Source organism: Catellatospora aurea (assembly GCF_042663325.1).
In the GTDB taxonomy this organism is placed as follows: domain Bacteria; phylum Actinomycetota; class Actinomycetes; order Mycobacteriales; family Micromonosporaceae; genus Catellatospora; species Catellatospora aurea.
Genome location: NZ_JBHTAC010000037.1, coordinates 24,722 through 39,528, shown reverse-complemented (window position 1 = coordinate 39,528; position 14,807 = coordinate 24,722). Strand labels below are relative to the sequence as shown.

Sequence of the window (14,807 nt, the reverse complement as noted above, 5' to 3'; positions counted from 1 at the left end):
GCAAGGCGCCGAACCGTCACCCGGCGAGGTGTCCGAAGGCGTACGCCCGCCAGGGCCGCCACCGCTCGGCGGGCTCGCCGTGCCGCCCGTCGCCGGGCCAGGCGTCGGGGTCGCCGAGCGCGCGCCTGGCGATGTGCTCCACGGTGGACCCGTCCAGTCCGGGCAGGTCCCGCAGCCGCCGGCGAGCCTCCACCCAGTCAGCGCCGACCCCGAGGTCCAGCCCGCCCGAAGCCACCGCGCCGACGAGCGCGGCGAACGCCTGCGCGACCGGGGCCGCCACATCGAGCACCGCCGGGTCGGCCCCGGCCAGGGCGGACAGGTCGGGGAACACCCGGGTGAGCGCGCCGTCGGGGTCGGTGACCGGGTCGCCGTACGCCATCGCCAGCCGCGCGGCCGCGGCCGGGCCCAGCACCGCGCGCACCGCCAGCTCGACCCCGTCCACGGCGCGCGGCACCCGCCGCCCCGGCGCGGCCGCGACCAGCGGCGCGAGCAGCGTCCTGCTGGCCTGAGTCACCGGGTCAGCAGCAGGGTGGCGGTCCCGGCGCCCAGCGCCGCGACCCCGGTGACCGCCCCCGTCAGCGCGAACCTGCCCCAGCGGATGCGCACCCCGGCGGCCTGGCAGCGCTGCGCCCACAGCAGCGTGGCCAGCGACGCCCAGGCGGTGACCAGCGGCGCGACGTTCGCCCCGAGCAGGAGCCCGAGCAGCTGGTCGCGGTGCCCGGCGGCGACCACGGCCTCGCCCGCCACGTACGCGGGCAGGTTGTTGACCGCGTTGGCGAGCAGCCCGCTGGTGACCGCGGCCCGCACCACGCCCACCGCGCCGGGATCGGCCCCGATCATGGCCGCCATCAGGTCGGCCAGGCCGAGCCGGCCGACCGCCTCGACGGTCAGGAACAGGCCGGTGACCAGCACGAGCAGCCGCCACGGCAGCAGGTTCCAGCCCAGCGCGGCCCGGTCCCAGCGGGCGTACGCGGCGACCAGGACCAGCGCGCAGACCGCCGACACCAGTTCCAGCCGCTCGCCCCACAGCACGCCCGCGAGGAACGCCGTGCAGGCGGCGGCCGCGGCCAGCAGCAGCCGCCGGTCGCGGGGCCGCACCGGCGCGGGCGGGAGGTAGCGGGCCGGGTTGCCGCGCCAGTAGAAGATCCACAGGCAGGCGCCTACCGCGACGAGCACGGCGAGCTGCGGCAGGACCATCGCCCCGGCGAACCCGCCCACCGACAGCCCGATCCGGTCCGCGGCCAGCAGGTTCGTCAGGTTCGACACCGGCAGCAGCAGGCTCGCCCCGTTGGCCAGCCAGATCGTCGTCATCGCCAGCGGCAGCGGCGGCACCCCGGCCCGCGCCGCGGTCGCCAGCATCACCGGGGTGAGCAGCACCGCTGTCGTGTCGAGGTTGAGCAGGGCGGTGGTCGCCGCGGCGAAGGCGAAGCAGAGCGCGAACAGCGCGACGTTGCGGCCCCGGGCCCAGCCGGTCAACCTGGTGGCGATCACGTCGAACAGCTCGGCCCGTGCGAGTTCCGCCAGCACGATCACGGTGCCCAAGAAGATCAGGATGGGCAGGATGCGGCCGCCGGTCGCCAGCGCGCCGGCGGGCGGCACCAGCCCGGTCGCCACCGCGAGCAGCCCCGTGCCGAGCAGCGCGAACGCGAGCAGGTCAAGCCCGCTGAACCTGGTCCGGGCGCGCGTGGGCCCGGTCCCGGCGGCGTCCGCCGGGACTGTCGCCTGTGCCATGTCAGTCGGTGATCGGCGTGGCGAGCGGCGTGGCCAGGGCCTGCGCCAGGGCTTCTGGGGTGCGCCCCACGATCGCGGTGCCGTCGTCGAGCAGCAGGATCGGGCGTTGGATGAGCTGCGGATACGCGACCATCGCGGCGATCCAGCGCGGCCGGTCGGCCTCGTCCCGGCTCCAGCCGGCCAGGCCCAGCTCGGCGGCGGCCGGCTCACCCAGCCGGCAGATCTCCCACGGCTGAGCGCCGAGCCGGTCGAGCACGTCGGCGAGCTCGGCGACGGTCGGCGGCGCGTCCAGGTACGGCCGCAGCGTCACCGGCACCTGGTTGAGCTCGAACGCCTCCCGGGCGGCGGCGCACTTCGAGCACGAGGGGTTGTTCCACATCTCCACGCCGCTATCCTCACCCATCCCGGGATCTGCTCGACCAGCGGTTCAACCTGACCCGCCGGTCAGACGGTACCTGTTGCTGACCGGGACGATCAGGAGGCGACGGGGATGGCCGAGACGGCGACGTTCGACGAGTTCGTGGTGACGCGGTCGCGGCACCTGCTGCGGGTGGCGTACCTGCTCACCGGCGATCACGCGCTGGCCGAGGACCTGTTGCAGACCGCGCTGGCCAAGTCCTGGTCGGCGTGGCGGCGCATCCACGGCGACCCCGAGCCGTACGTGCGGCGGGTGCTCGCCAACACGTACAACTCCTGGTGGCGCCGCCGCTGGCACGGCGAGCGCCCCACCGAGACGCTGCCCGAGCACGCCGGGCCGTCGCCGCACACCGCCGTCGACGACCGTGACCAGCTGCGCCGGGCCCTGGCCAGGCTCCCCCGGCAGCAGAAGGTCGTGCTGGTGCTGCGCTACTTCGAGGACCTCAGCGAGGCCGAGATCGCCCGGACCCTGGGCATCTCCGCGGGCTCGGTGAAGACGCACGCGTCCAAGGGGCTGGCCAAGCTGCGGCTGGACCCGAGCCTGCGGGAGCTGCCGCAGCTCGTCGAGGACGCGCCGACCGGCAACGAGCGGCTGTCCGCGGTGCGCACCCGCATCACGCGGGGCCGCCGGCGCAGCATCGCCGGGGTGGCGACGGCCTGCCTGATCGCGCTGGCGCTGATCGCCGCGTATGCGCTGCTGCCGCACCTGCGCACGCGGGCGCTGCCGGAGCCCGCGTTCCCGATCGAGATGCCGCGGTACGCGCAGAGCCGGGCGGCGTTCAACGACGTCGACTACTACCGCCTGACCGCGTCGGCCCAGCACGGCTATACCCCGCACCTCGACCCCGCGCTCACCTGGACGCCCAGCGGCCGCCTGGAGGCGCTGTTCCTCTCCTGCCGCCACCTGGGACAGCTCAACACACTGATCATCAGTGTCCGGGTGAACGGGCGAATGGCGGGCATGGGCCTGGACATCTGCACCGGCGAGGGGCGGATGGGCTTCGACGGCTTCTTCACCGCGCTGGACCCGGTGGCGCTCGACCTGGTCGCGGGCCGCCCGGCGACCGTGACGCTGGACCTCGGCTTCGGCGAGAACGGCGCCGAGCCGCTGCCCGGGGGCACCGTCGCGGTGGCGGTCGGCGAGCTCGCCACGTACCCGAGCTGCCATGGCCCGGCGCGGCCCCGTCAAACACGCCGTTGGACCGCACCCTGCACAGCGGTGTCGACCCGGCCACGGTCGCCATGCTGGAGTCCGGGGGCGCGCGCACCGCCACACTCACCTGGACCGGGCCGCTCACGGTGTGGGCTGACACGCAGGCACCAGGCCGTCTGCGTTTCCTCGTCGACGGCGTGCTGGTGTCCACGCTGGACTTCGGCACACCGTTCATGACGCTCGTAGGCGGCGCGGGCATCTCGCTCGACCCCGCGATGCGCTACGACAGCGGTTTCCGCTTCGCGCCGCGGCCCGGCGCGCAGCTCACCATCACGGTCGAGCCCGAACGCCTGACCGGCGACTGGTACGTGGCGATCTATCCGCAGCAGCCGGGCTGACCCCGGCGCGGGAAATCTCGCGGGCCGTGCGCAACCCCGGCGGCGGCCCAGGTCGTACAGGATCTCGACACCGCGGACAGGGAGGCACGGGGAGCATGGCCGACACGGCGACGTTCGACGAGTTCGTGACGGTGCGCTCGCGCCACCTGCTGCGCATCGCCTACCTGCTCTCGGGCGATCACATCCTCGCCGAGGACCTGCTGCAGACCGCGCTGGCCAAGTCGTGGACGGCGTGGCGGCGCATCCAGGGCGACCCGGAGCCGTACGTGCGCCGCGTGCTGGTCAACACGTACAACTCGTGGTGGCGGCGGCGCTGGCACGGCGAGCGGCCCACCGAGACGCTGCCCGAGCACGCCGGGCCGTCGCCGCACAGCGCCGTCGACGAGCGCGACCAGCTGTGGCGGGCGCTGGACCGGCTGCCCCGCCAGCAGCGGGTGGTGCTGGTGCTGCGCTACTTCGAGGACCTCACCGAGGCGGAGATCGCGCGGACCATGGACATCTCGCCGGGCGCGGTGAAGGCGTACGCCTCCCGGGGGCTGGCCACCCTGCGACTGGATCCGACGCTGCGCGCGCTGCCGCAGGCCGACGAGGACGCGCCCGCCGGCAACGAGCGGCTGGTCGCCGTGCACCGCCGGATCACCCAGCGCCGCCGCGGCCGGCTGTCCGCGGCGGCCGCGGCCTGTCTGATCGTCATCGCCGCGATCTCCGGGTACGCCCTCGCGCCCGGCCTGGACCGCGGCGACGTCGCGGACCTGCCCGAGTTGTACCGGGGCCACCGCATCGTGGCCCGGATGCAGGCGTCGTTCGCGCAGCGCTCGGCGCAGCTGATGTGGACGCCCGGGACCACCGACCTGACCCTGTTCGCGGACTGCGCCACCGGCACGCGGCCGGCCGAGGTGGAGCTGAGCGTCAACGACGCCTACGTCACGACGATCGCCTGCGGCACCCGCCTGGAGTTCGCCGTCGCGCGCGCCATGACCGCGAGGACCGCGGCGGCCTGGAACGTGCGCGTCGGGCAGCCCGCCCGGATCACGCTGACCGTCGTGGGCGCGGCGACCCCGTCCGACCAGCGGGCCCCCGACGACGGGGTGATGGCGGTGGCCGTCGCCGAGCATGTGCCGTTCGAGCAGTACCCGCTGCCCCCGCGCCCGGCGAGACTCGACCCCCTGGAAGGTCCCGACACGGCGCCGGGGCGGGTCCGGCTCGACGGCCCCGAGGCCCAGGTCATCTCCGGGGTGTGGCGCGGCTCGCTGACGTTCCGGGCCCGCGCGCAGACCCCCGGCAGCCTGCTCGTCTCCGTCAACGGCATCCCGGTCGAGAATTTCATGTGGTGGGACTACGAACAGGGCTACCAGGCGGGCTTGCTGGACGTCGACAGCGCCGACGCGCGAAGGCTCGGGCTGGTCACCGGCCAGACCGTGGTCATCACCGTGGAGCCCGAGCACATGACGGGCGACTGGTGGCTGACCGTGGCCCCGCCCGGCACGTAACCTACGGGCGAAGTTTTCTCGCGGCACCACCCCACCGACGCCGCCGTCCAACCGGTACGTGTTGCTGACGGCGGCGATCAGGAGGCTTGCGGAGCATGGCCGGCACGGCGGAGTTCGACGAGTTCGTCATGGCGCGGTCGCGGCACCTGCTGCGCATCGCGTACCTGCTCACCGGCGATCACGCCCTGGCCGAGGACCTGCTGCAGACCGCGCTGGTCAAGTCGTGGGCGGCCTGGCGGCGCATCCACGGCGACCCGGAACCATACGTGCGGCAGGTCCTGCTCAACACGTACCGCTCCTGGTGGCGCCGCCGGTGGAACGGCGAGCGGCCCGCCGAGTCGCTGCCCGAGCAGGCGATGCCCGCGCCGCAGGCGGCCGTCGACGAGCGCGACGAGGTGTGGCGGGCGCTCGGCCGGCTGTCCCGGCAGCAGCGGGTCGTGCTGGTGCTGCGCTACTTCGAGGACCTGACCGAGGCCGAGATCGCCAAGGCGCTCGACATCTCGCCGGGCTCGGTGAAGAGCTACGCCGCCAAGGGCCTGGCCCGGCTGCGGCTCGACCCCGACCTGCAGGCCCTGCCCACGATCACCGAGGACGCCCCGGCCGGCAACGAGCGGCTGGCGGGCGTACGCCGCCGGATCGTGCAGCAGCGCCGGAGCCGCCTGGCCTCCGCAGCGGCGGCGCTCGCCGTGATCCTGGCCGGCCTCGCCGGGTACGTCGTCGCGCCCGGTGGGGAGACGGACGGGCTGGCCGGGGTGCCCGACTTCCACCAGGGTTACCGCATCACCGAACGCGCGCAGGCCGGTTTCCCGGACGGGACCGGCGAGCTGACCTTCACCCCGTCCACTCTCGACCTGGCGTTCTTCCCGGCATGCGCGCACTCGGGATACGAACTGCCACTGGAGATCAAGGTGTGGGTCGGCGGACGCGAACTCGGCGCCGTGGGCTGCGAGACGGACGGCCTGTCCTTCGAGAGCCGGCTCACCCCGGCCGCCGACACCCTGCGCGCCGCGGGGGTCGAGGTGGGCAAGCCGGTCACCGTCCGGTTCGACCTGGACGTGGCGTACGTCTACCCGGGCACCTCCGGCTCGGCCCCGGAACCGGCGTCGCCCGCCCCGGCGGACGGTGTGCTCGCGCTGCTCGTCGGCGAAGCCGTCGGGTTCGACCAGGTCGACCTCCCCGAGCGCCCGGCGGTGCTGACCCCGCTGGAGCGGCCCGCGTACGCGAGCGGCACCAGCGTGCTGCTCACCGCCGACGGGCCGCGCACCGCCACGCTGGACTGGCGCAGCGGCGGGGTGCGCATCATGGCCCGCTCGCAGACGCCGGGCGTGCTCCGGCTGCGGATCAACGGGGTGCTCGTCGACGTGAAGACCTGGTGGGACTACGAGCAGCAGACGTGGCAGTCGGAGTTCGCGCCCGCCGGGGACGACGCGAAGGTGCGCGGGCTGAGCGCCCAGTACCCGGACCAGCTCACCATCACCGTCGAGCCCGAGCACCTGACCGGGGACTGGTGGCTCGCGGTGATGCCCGCGGGCTGATCTCGGGCGGGCAGGTTAGGGTCGGGTGGTGGCGGAGCAGTCGGACTGGCGCGCGCAGCGCGATCACGCGGTGGCGCAGCATGCGCTGGCCGAGCAGCGCCGCCGGGCGGCCGAGACGGCGCAGGCGATGGAGCTGGTGACCCGGTTCGCCCGGGAGGCGGCCGCGCGCGGGCTGCGCACCACGGCGCTGACGGCCTTCGCCTACGACGGCGGCGGCCGCTACCGCACCAGCCTGCGCGGCTGGTACGTGCACCGCAACCGCACCCTCGCGATCACCGAGGACGGCCGCTACTACGTGCTCGGCGTGCCCGCGTCGCTGCGGGCACGCCTGCTCGGCGCGCAGGTGCCGCCCGCCGACCCGCCGCTGATCGTCGGCCGGGGCGCGCGCGACGGCGAGTCGATGCCGCTGGAGACGCTGCTGCAACGCCGCCTCGACGCGGGCGACGACTGGCCGGGAGCGTAACGACGCCGAGCCCACGTCGGCCGCTCCATTTCGGAGCTGACGGCGCACATGACGCGGTCGTTTCCCCCGAGTGTCGCGGCGGCCGGGATGGCACTACGCTCTCGCGAATGAGTGACGCGCGCGCCCAGGGCCTCATGTTCGGCGAGATCGCCGAGGAGTTCGACCGGATCCGTCCCGGTTACCCGGAAGGGCTCGTCGACGACGTGCTCGCGTACACCGGGATCGGGGTGCAGGCGCTGGAGGTCGGTGCGGGCACCGGCAAGGCGACCACCGCGTTCGCGGCGCGCGGCCTGCAGATCACCGCGATCGAGCCGGACCCGAAGATGGCCGCGCTGCTGTCCGAGCGGCTGGCCGGGCAGTCGGCGGTGCGCATCGTGGTCGCCCTGTGGGAGCAGTACGAGCCCGACCTCGCCTTCGACCTGCTGTTCTGCGCGCAGGCGTGGCAGTGGACCGACGGCTCGCAGCGCTGGCGGCGCGCCGCGGCGGCGCTCACGCCCGGCGGCACGATCGCGCTGTTCTGGAACTTCGACCGGATCGCCGACGACGACCTGCGCGCGCTGGTCCGCGAGGTGCACGCGGGATACGCCCCGCACGCGATGATCGACGAGGAGCCGGCGGACGGCACCGACCTGTCGGCGTACTGGCCGGGCCCGGACCTGGCCGCGCTGCCCGAGTTCGGCGACCTCACCGAGCGGCTCTACACCTGGGAGCGCACGCTGTCGGCCGACGACTACGTCTCGTACCTGTCGACCCAGCCGACGTACCGGATCCTGCCGGAGGCGACCCGCGAGGCGCTGTTCACGGCGCTGCTGCAGCGCCTGCCGGAGAAGGTGACGCTGGCCGTGGAGACCCTGCTCTACCTGGGCCGCCGCACCGCCTGACCGGTCAGGCGACCCGGCGGCGCATCGAGTAGGTGACGGCGTGCAGGCGGTACGGCTCGGTGTGCAGGAACACGGCGCCCCGGTCGTACGCCTGCCAGCCCGACTCGCCGGCCCGGTTCAGGTGGCGCAGGTCGTCGAAGCGCTCGTCGGTGCCCCACCGCTCGACGCCGTCCGGCCCGTGGAAGACCGCGTCCCAGTCCATGAAGCGGTCCGCGCCCAGGGTGCCTGCCGATCGGTACTCGAGCCGTGCGTACTGCCAGCGCGTCATGCGGTCATTGTGCCGCAGCCCCATGCAGCCTGTCCAAACGCGACCACGCTGCGCCTCCGCCGCCCCCTCATCCTGCAACGACATTGGCCTATCTCATCGACTTCGATCTACCAATAGTCGATGAGATAGGCCAACGTCTATGTAGGATGAGGCTGGGGAGACGGGTGCTCGGTCAGCGGGAGCGGCGGCCGCGGCGCGAGCGGCTGGAGCGGCGGGCGGCATGGTCGGCGCCTGCGGCGACGGACGCCTGAGCGGGGGCCGGGGTCGGCAGCACGGCCGGGGTGCCCGACGGGGTGCGCGCTCCGGTGATCCGGGCCAGCTCCTGGTCGTGCGGGCGGACCGCGGTGGTGCGAGCGTCGACGCCCGCGGCGGCGAGCAGGCGCGCGGTCTCCCGGCGCTCCTCGGCCACCACCAGGGTGACGACCGTGCCGGTGCGCCCGGCGCGAGCGGTGCGGCCGCCGCGGTGCAGGTAGTCCTTGGCGTCGTTCGGCGGGTCGTAGTTGACGACCAGGTCGAGGTCGTCGATGTGGATGCCCCGCGCCGCCAGGTCGGTGGCGATCAGCGCGTTGACCGCGCCCGACTTGAACTGGTCGAGGATGCGGGTGCGCTGCGGCTGCGACTTGCCGCCGTGCAGCGCCGCCGCGGTGACGCCGCTGGCCAGCAGCCGCCGGGCGACCCGGTCGGCGCGGTGCTTCGTCTTCACGAACATGATCACCCGGCCGTCGCGCGCGCCGATGTGGGCCGTGGTGGCGTCCTTGTCGGCGGCGTCGATGTGCAGCAGGTGGTGCTCCATGGTGGTGACCGCCCCGGCCGGCGGGTCCACCGAGTGCCGGGCGGGGTCGTTCAGGAAGCGCCGGACCAGCCGGTCGACGTCCCCGTCCAGGGTCGCCGAGAACAGCAGGCGCTGTCCGCCCGGCACGGTCGCCGTCAGCAGCGAGGTGACCTGGGGCAGGAAGCCCATGTCGGCCATCTGGTCGGCCTCGTCGAGCACCGTGATCTCGACCTGGTCGAGCCGGCAGTCGCCGCGGTCCAGCAGGTCGTTGAGGCGGCCCGGGGTGGCGATGACGATCTCCGCGCCGTTGCGCAGCTGGTCGCCCTGGCGGCCCAGGGACAGGCCGCCGACGACGGTGACGGTGCGCAGGTTCAGCGCGGCGGCGTACGGGGCCAGCGCCGCGGCGACCTGGGCGGCGAGTTCCCGGGTCGGGACCAGCACCAGGGCCAGCGGCTGGCGGGAGCGGGCGCGCCGGCCCGCCAGGCGGGTCAGCATCGGCAGCCCGAAGGCGAGGGTCTTGCCCGAACCGGTGCGGGCCCGGCCGAGCACGTCGCGTCCGGCGACGCCGTCGGCGATGGTGCGCGCCTGGATCGGCGACGGCACGGTGAGGCCCTGCGCGGTCAGCACGGCGGCCAGCGAGGGGTGCAGCGGAAGCTCGGCGAAACTAGCCGCCAGCGGACCGGTGGCCTCCGGCAGCGCCGCCGGCACCTCGGCCGGCGCACCGGAAGCCCGGGTCGCGCCGGACGCCCGAGTCCCCCGGGCCGCCGCGGGCTGAGCTCCGCGCCTGGCGGCGGGCACCTTGGCCGTGGACGCCTTGGTGGTAGACGTATCGATGACGGGCGTTCTGGCAGCAGACGTCTTGGCCGCGCCGGTGGCGACGGCGTCAGACCGACTGCCGGTCGCCTTCGTGCCGCCGGACTGGGCGGCGGACGCCGGGCGGCGACGGCGGCGACGGGCGGGGTGCTGGGAGGAACCGGGAACTACGGTGGTCAAAACGGAGCCTTTCGCTGTCGGCACGCCGCGCGAAGGCTCTCGACCCGGTCACGCCAGGGAGAGTCGACAGGTAACGAACCGGCTGACGGAGGTGCTGGACCCGGCTCAGCGGCGGGAATGCCGTGGAACCGGACGACAGAGCATCGCATGCCACGCTCGGCGGCGCGGCGGGATTCTCCGGCGGGAACGCAGGGCCCGGTGGGCCGTGCGTGATCAATTGTTCTCCACACTACACGCCGGGAGGCCGCCCGGTGGGCGTGCCGGGTGCCCGCAGGTGTGTCCTGGCTAACCCAGTTCCATCGCGACCAGGAGGAATACGGCCAGACCGGTGGTGATCCCGATCGCCATGGCCAGCGGCAGGCCCGCCCCGAAGAACGTGGCGACGAAGGTGGCGAGGGCGCCCGGGATCGCGAAGAAGGCCGCCGCCTGCGGCGGCTTGCGCCGCGCGTACGACATGGCGGCCTTCAGCACGAACTTCGCCACGATGCCGGCGAAGGCCAGGATGGCCAGCGCGGCCAGGCCGAGCAGCGCCCACAGCAGGACCTCACCGGCAGACATGCGACCGAAGGTAGCCGCTGCGCCGTTGCGGGGCCAGTGACAGGTGTTGCTATTTCACGACTCGGAACCGCAGGTGCGTGACGTGGGGCGACTCCTCGACCGCGAACCGCTCGAGTTCGATGTGGTCGGTGCCGAGGTGCTCGAACAGCCGCCGCCCGCCGCCGAGCATGACCGGCGCGAGCTGCAGGTGGATCTCGTCGAGCCGACCGGCCCGCAGCGCCTGCTGCACGACGTCCGCGCCCATCAGCGTCACCGCTTGGTCGCCGGCCGCCTTGGCCGCCTGGTCCAGCGCGTCGGCCAGCCCCGTGGTCACGAAGGTGAACGTGCCGCTGCGCTCGGTCCGGTCCGGCGCCGCGCGGTGGGTCAGCACGAAGCAGGGAACCGGGTACGGGGTGTCGCCCCAGACGCCCACCCCCACGTCGAACGTACGGCGGCCCAGCAGGACGGCCCCGGTCAGCGCGAACTGCCGCCGCATCGCCGCGGCGTCCACCTCGTCCGCATCGTCGAAGATCCACCGGTGCAGCCGCTCGCCGCCGCGGCCCATCGGATGCTCCTCGCCCACGTCAGGCCCGGCCATGTAGCCGTCGAGCGACATCGTCACGTGCGCGATCACCTGTGCCATCGTCATCCCCCCGTAGCGCTTTGTGAATGCGGGCTCCATGCTGCCACGATCCACAGCGGACATCACAGCTGCATCACGAGAACGGGGACGGGCCTTGCATTGCCACAATGCATGACGCGACAGTGAACGCGTGTTCACCCTGATCTGGTCGCAGCTACGCCGCCGAGCGTGGCGCGCGGGCGCGCTGTTCGCCGCCGTCCTGCTGGCCACCACCGGCTTCACCGTCCTCACCGGCACGATCAGCACCTCGCGGCTGGAGGTCGTCAGCGAGGTGGACGCCAACTTCCGCGGGGCGTACGACATCCTGGTCCGGCCCCGCGGCGCGCGCACCGCTACCGAGGTGGAACGCGAGCTCGTCGCGCCGAACCAACTCGCCGGCACGTACGGCGGCATCACCATGGACCAGTACCGGACCATCCAGGAGCTCCACGACGTCGAGGTGGCCGCGCCGATCGCCACCCTGGGCACCACGATGGTCGTCGACTGGGTTCCGGTGGACATCACCGACCTGGTGGACCGCTCGAAGACCCGGCAGCTGATCCGGCTCGACCCGGTCTTCCTCGCCGACCGGGGCCTGTCCCGGTCCACCCGGGTCAGCCACTACGTGTACCTCACCCAGCGTCCGCTGATCGCCATGGAGTCCGCCGGCACCGGCGTCCTGCGCTTCCGGGACGGCACCGTGCTCAAGGAAGACCAGGACTGTCACCTGTACCCGCTGGAGGTGGCCGAGGACGGCACGAAGCGCCGGCTGTGCGGCGCGGGCGTGGTGCACACCGCTGGCAGTCAGATCACCGACGACAAGGCACCCGGGTTCACGGTCTTCCGGCTGCTGCCCGACGGGCGGTTCGTCCAGGGCAGCAACACCGGCGGGGGCGGCCTGCGTATGCAGGACTTCCCCGCGCAGGAGCGGCTGCTGGTGGGCATGCCGTGGCTGACCACCGCGGGGATGGCCGCGATCGACCCGGAGCCGGAGGCGCGGCTGCTCGGCCTCGACCAGGCCGTCGTGTCGGGCCGCTACCTGCGTCCCGGCGACGCCTCGTCGGGCCGGGACGGCAGGTTGCTGCCCGCGCTGACCGCCCGGCAGCCGCAGATCGACGAGACGCTGTCGGTCACGGCCTCCGCGGTCGACGAGACCCTCGCCCGCAGCCTGCCCGGCACGGCCGCCGGGGACCTGCACCACCGGCTCGGCTCGGCCCGCGTCACCGGGCTCGGCACCGTCCGGCTCGACGCCCAGCCGCTGCGGCCCGACGTCGTCAACGGCGTACCCAGCATCGCGACCGGCGTGCTGGTACACAACGCGCCACCGCGGTACGAACGCTCACCCGACGACACGCTGCGCCCCGCCGCCTGGACACCACAGCCCGAACAGTGGACCGACAACTTCCGCTTCGGGGTGGGCGGCTGGTCCGGGTTCATCTTCGACACGGCGTTCCGCGCGGCGACCCCGGCCGGCGCCGCGGACGCGCGGCTGCTGATCGACCCGGTGGGGGTCTTCGATCCGCAGCGGCTCGCCGAGTTCTCACAGCTCAGCCGGGTTCCGCTGGAGACGTATCAGGCACCGGGGGCGGCCGGGGCCGACGCCCGCAGCCGGGAGCTGCTCGGTGATCGGCCGCTGGCCCCGTCCAGCAACCCGCAGGGCTACCTCGCGCCGAGCCCGCAGATCATCCTCACCCTGGACGCGCTGCCCAGCATCGTCGGCCCGCAGCGGGCCCGCGACGCGATCTCGGCGGTGCGGGTACGGGTTGCGAACGTGCGCACGCTCGACGAGCTCACCCGCGAACGCATCCGGCGCATCGCCGAGGAGATCGGCCTCGCGACCGGCCTCGACGTCGACATCACCGTCGGCTCGTCGCTGCAACCGCAGGCCGTCGACCTGGCCGCGGGCACCCTCGGCCGCCCTGAGCTGCGCCTGACCGAATGGTGGAGCCGCAAGGGCGTCGCCGTGGCCGTCATGGACGCCGTCGACCGCAAGAGCGTGCTGCTGTTCGGGCTGATCCTCGTCGTCTGCGTGCTGTTCCTGGCCAACGCCACCACCGCCGCCGTCCGCGACCGCAGACGCGAACTGGCCGTACTCGCCTGCGTCGGCTGGCCCCGGCGCCGCCTGGCCGCCCTCGTCACCGGCGAGGTCGCCCTCGTCGGGCTTGCCGCCGGTCTCGCCTCGGCCGCGGTCTCCTTCCCGCTCGGGTGGGCGGCAGGCGTCGCCACGACCCGCCCGCAGGCCCTGCTCGCGATCCCGGTGGCGTTGCTGCTGGCCCTGCTCGCATCGATCGTCCCGGCGATCCAGGCGGCCCGCGCCCACCCCGGCACCGCACTCGCCCCGCTGGTCTCCCCGGTCCGCCGGGCACGGCGCTCGCTGCTCGGGCACACCGTATTCGCCGCCTCGCTGCGCAACACCCGGCGCAGGCCGGGCCGCACGCTGCTGGCCGCCGCCGCGGTCGCGCTCGGCGTCGGCGCGTTCACCGCCCTGCTGACCCTCACCTGGGTGTTCCACGGCTCGATCACCGGCAACCTGCTCGGGGACGCGGTGTCGCTGCGGGTGCGCGCCGTCGACACGATCGCGGTGGCCTCGACACTGGTGCTGGCCGTGGCGGCACTGGCCGACGTGCTGTACCTCAACGTGCGCGAGAGGGCCGCCGAGCTGGCCACGCTGCAGGCCGGCGGCTGGAGCGACGGCGCGCTGGCCCGCCTCGTCGCGTACGAAGGGCTGCTCGTCGGAGCCGCCGGCGCGATCACCGGCGCCAGCGCCGGGCTGCTGTTCGTCGACCGGCTCGTCGGCGGGGTGCCACCCGCCGCGCTGGCCGCGACCGTCGCGGCGGCCTTGGGCGGCACGGCGCTCGCGGGGCTGGCCGCGCTGCTGCCCGCGTCGTCGGTGCGCCGGCTGCGGCTGGCCGCACTACTCGCGCAGGAGTGAGCCACGCCGTTCGCCCGGCGCGTCAGGCGAGCAGTTCGGCCTCCGCGTCCTCCAGAAAGGTCAGGTCGGCGGTGACGTGCCGGGCGGCGGCCGACAGCAGCAGGCGCACCACGGTCTCGCGATCGGGGTCGCGGCGCAGCGTCTCCAGGTTGCGCAGCTCGCGCAGCAGGTGGGCGCGCTGCGCGGCGAGCACCTGCGCCATCGTGTCGCGGTCGCCGGTCCGGGTCGCGGCCACCACCTTCAGGAACAGGTCGTCCCGGAACCCGGCGGTACGCGGGCTGGGCGAGGTCATCCAGTCGTCGAGTTCCCGCTCACCGGCGTCGGTCATCCGGTACACCACGCGGTCGGGTTTGACCTCCTGCGCCATCCGGCTGGAGTCGACGAGGCCGTCCCGGGAGAGGCGGTCGAGCACCTGGTAGAGGTGCCCGATGTTGAGCGCGCCCCACTGCGGCCCGACGGCGGACTCGAACGCGTTCTTCAGCTCGTAGCCGTGGCTGGGCCCCTCGCGCAGCAAGGCCAGGACCGCATGCTGGATCGGCATGGCTCACCACCCTCCCTTCTCGACATCACAGCTGTGTCACAACCGCCCGAACGGGCCTTGCATTGTGACAATGT

The 14,807-nt window shown here is 73.9% G+C and carries 15 protein-coding genes; 7 read left to right on the top strand and 8 right to left on the bottom strand.

All coding sequences use genetic code 11. The features are described from left to right. Nucleotides 1–16 precede the first annotated feature (16 nt). The 3 genes from ACFQO7_RS27800 to ACFQO7_RS27790 are packed head-to-tail and all read right to left on the bottom strand — an operon-like array spanning nt 17 to nt 2,134. The gene (locus ACFQO7_RS27800) at nt 17–514 is read right to left on the bottom strand and encodes a DNA glycosylase family protein (protein WP_376809138.1); all 498 of its coding nucleotides are present in this window, start codon (nt 512–514) and stop codon (nt 17–19) included. Continuing rightward, a complete protein-coding gene (locus ACFQO7_RS27795) occupies nt 511–1,731 on the bottom strand; it encodes an SLC13 family permease (RefSeq protein ID WP_376809137.1) in 1,221 nt (406 codons plus the stop codon). Before ACFQO7_RS27795 ends, ACFQO7_RS27800 begins: the two co-directional genes overlap by 4 nt. Nucleotide 1,732: 1 nt before the next feature. Then, the gene (locus ACFQO7_RS27790) at nt 1,733–2,134 is read right to left on the bottom strand and encodes an ArsC/Spx/MgsR family protein (RefSeq protein ID WP_376809136.1); all 402 of its coding nucleotides are present in this window, start codon (nt 2,132–2,134) and stop codon (nt 1,733–1,735) included. An 87-nt stretch (nt 2,135–2,221) separates the two neighbouring features. On the opposite strand from ACFQO7_RS27790, the gene ACFQO7_RS27785 reads away from it, so the two are divergent. The 6 genes from ACFQO7_RS27785 to ACFQO7_RS27760 all read left to right on the top strand — a co-directional run bounded on the left by ACFQO7_RS27785 (nt 2,222) and on the right by ACFQO7_RS27760 (nt 8,068). Continuing rightward, nucleotides 2,222–3,538, top strand: coding sequence for a SigE family RNA polymerase sigma factor (locus ACFQO7_RS27785; RefSeq protein WP_376809135.1), 1,317 nt, complete (start codon nt 2,222–2,224; stop codon nt 3,536–3,538). Next, the gene (locus ACFQO7_RS27780; RefSeq protein ID WP_376809134.1) at nt 3,505–3,699 is read left to right on the top strand and encodes a hypothetical protein; all 195 of its coding nucleotides are present in this window, start codon (nt 3,505–3,507) and stop codon (nt 3,697–3,699) included. Before ACFQO7_RS27785 ends, ACFQO7_RS27780 begins: the two co-directional genes overlap by 34 nt. 95 nt (nt 3,700–3,794) lie before the next feature. Then, nucleotides 3,795–5,189, top strand: coding sequence for a SigE family RNA polymerase sigma factor (locus ACFQO7_RS27775; protein ID WP_376809133.1), 1,395 nt, complete (start codon nt 3,795–3,797; stop codon nt 5,187–5,189). Nucleotides 5,190–5,284: 95 nt separating this feature from the next. Further along, nucleotides 5,285–6,724 (top strand): SigE family RNA polymerase sigma factor, encoded by a 1,440-nt coding sequence (locus ACFQO7_RS27770; RefSeq protein WP_376809132.1) that lies wholly within the window; start codon nt 5,285–5,287, stop codon nt 6,722–6,724. A 28-nt stretch (nt 6,725–6,752) separates the two neighbouring features. Next, nucleotides 6,753–7,187 (top strand): hypothetical protein, encoded by a 435-nt coding sequence (locus ACFQO7_RS27765; RefSeq protein ID WP_376809131.1) that lies wholly within the window; start codon nt 6,753–6,755, stop codon nt 7,185–7,187. A 107-nt stretch (nt 7,188–7,294) separates the two neighbouring features. Continuing rightward, nucleotides 7,295–8,068, top strand: coding sequence for a class I SAM-dependent methyltransferase (locus tag ACFQO7_RS27760; RefSeq protein WP_376809130.1), 774 nt, complete (start codon nt 7,295–7,297; stop codon nt 8,066–8,068). 4 nt (nt 8,069–8,072) lie between these two features. Here the strand turns inward: ACFQO7_RS27760 and ACFQO7_RS27755 are convergent, their stop codons facing one another. The 4 genes from ACFQO7_RS27755 to ACFQO7_RS27740 all read right to left on the bottom strand — a co-directional run bounded on the left by ACFQO7_RS27755 (nt 8,073) and on the right by ACFQO7_RS27740 (nt 11,272). Continuing rightward, nucleotides 8,073–8,336, bottom strand: coding sequence for a hypothetical protein (locus ACFQO7_RS27755; protein WP_203692694.1), 264 nt, complete (start codon nt 8,334–8,336; stop codon nt 8,073–8,075). Nucleotides 8,337–8,508: 172 nt separating this feature from the next. Further along, a complete protein-coding gene (locus tag ACFQO7_RS27750; RefSeq protein WP_376809129.1) occupies nt 8,509–10,101 on the bottom strand; it encodes a DEAD/DEAH box helicase in 1,593 nt (530 codons plus the stop codon). Between the two features lie 285 nt (nt 10,102–10,386). Further along, nucleotides 10,387–10,659 carry a hypothetical protein gene (locus ACFQO7_RS27745; RefSeq protein ID WP_360529764.1) on the bottom strand — a complete coding sequence of 91 codons (273 nt, stop codon included), beginning with the start codon at nt 10,657–10,659 and terminating at the stop codon, nt 10,387–10,389. A gap of 49 nt (nt 10,660–10,708) precedes the next feature. After that, complete coding sequence (locus ACFQO7_RS27740; protein WP_376809128.1) at nt 10,709–11,272, bottom strand: dihydrofolate reductase family protein; 564 nt, start codon at nt 11,270–11,272, stop codon at nt 10,709–10,711. Nucleotides 11,273–11,411: 139 nt separating this feature from the next. Between ACFQO7_RS27740 and ACFQO7_RS27735 the strand changes: the two genes are divergently transcribed. Continuing rightward, nucleotides 11,412–14,192, top strand: a complete 2,781-nt coding sequence (locus ACFQO7_RS27735) for an FtsX-like permease family protein (protein WP_376809127.1) — start codon at nt 11,412–11,414, stop codon at nt 14,190–14,192. A gap of 22 nt (nt 14,193–14,214) precedes the next feature. Here the strand turns inward: ACFQO7_RS27735 and ACFQO7_RS27730 are convergent, their stop codons facing one another. Then, nucleotides 14,215–14,733: a PadR family transcriptional regulator gene (locus tag ACFQO7_RS27730; protein WP_376809126.1), complete on the bottom strand. Its 519-nt coding sequence runs from the start codon at nt 14,731–14,733 to the stop codon at nt 14,215–14,217. Nucleotides 14,734–14,807 lie beyond the last annotated feature (74 nt).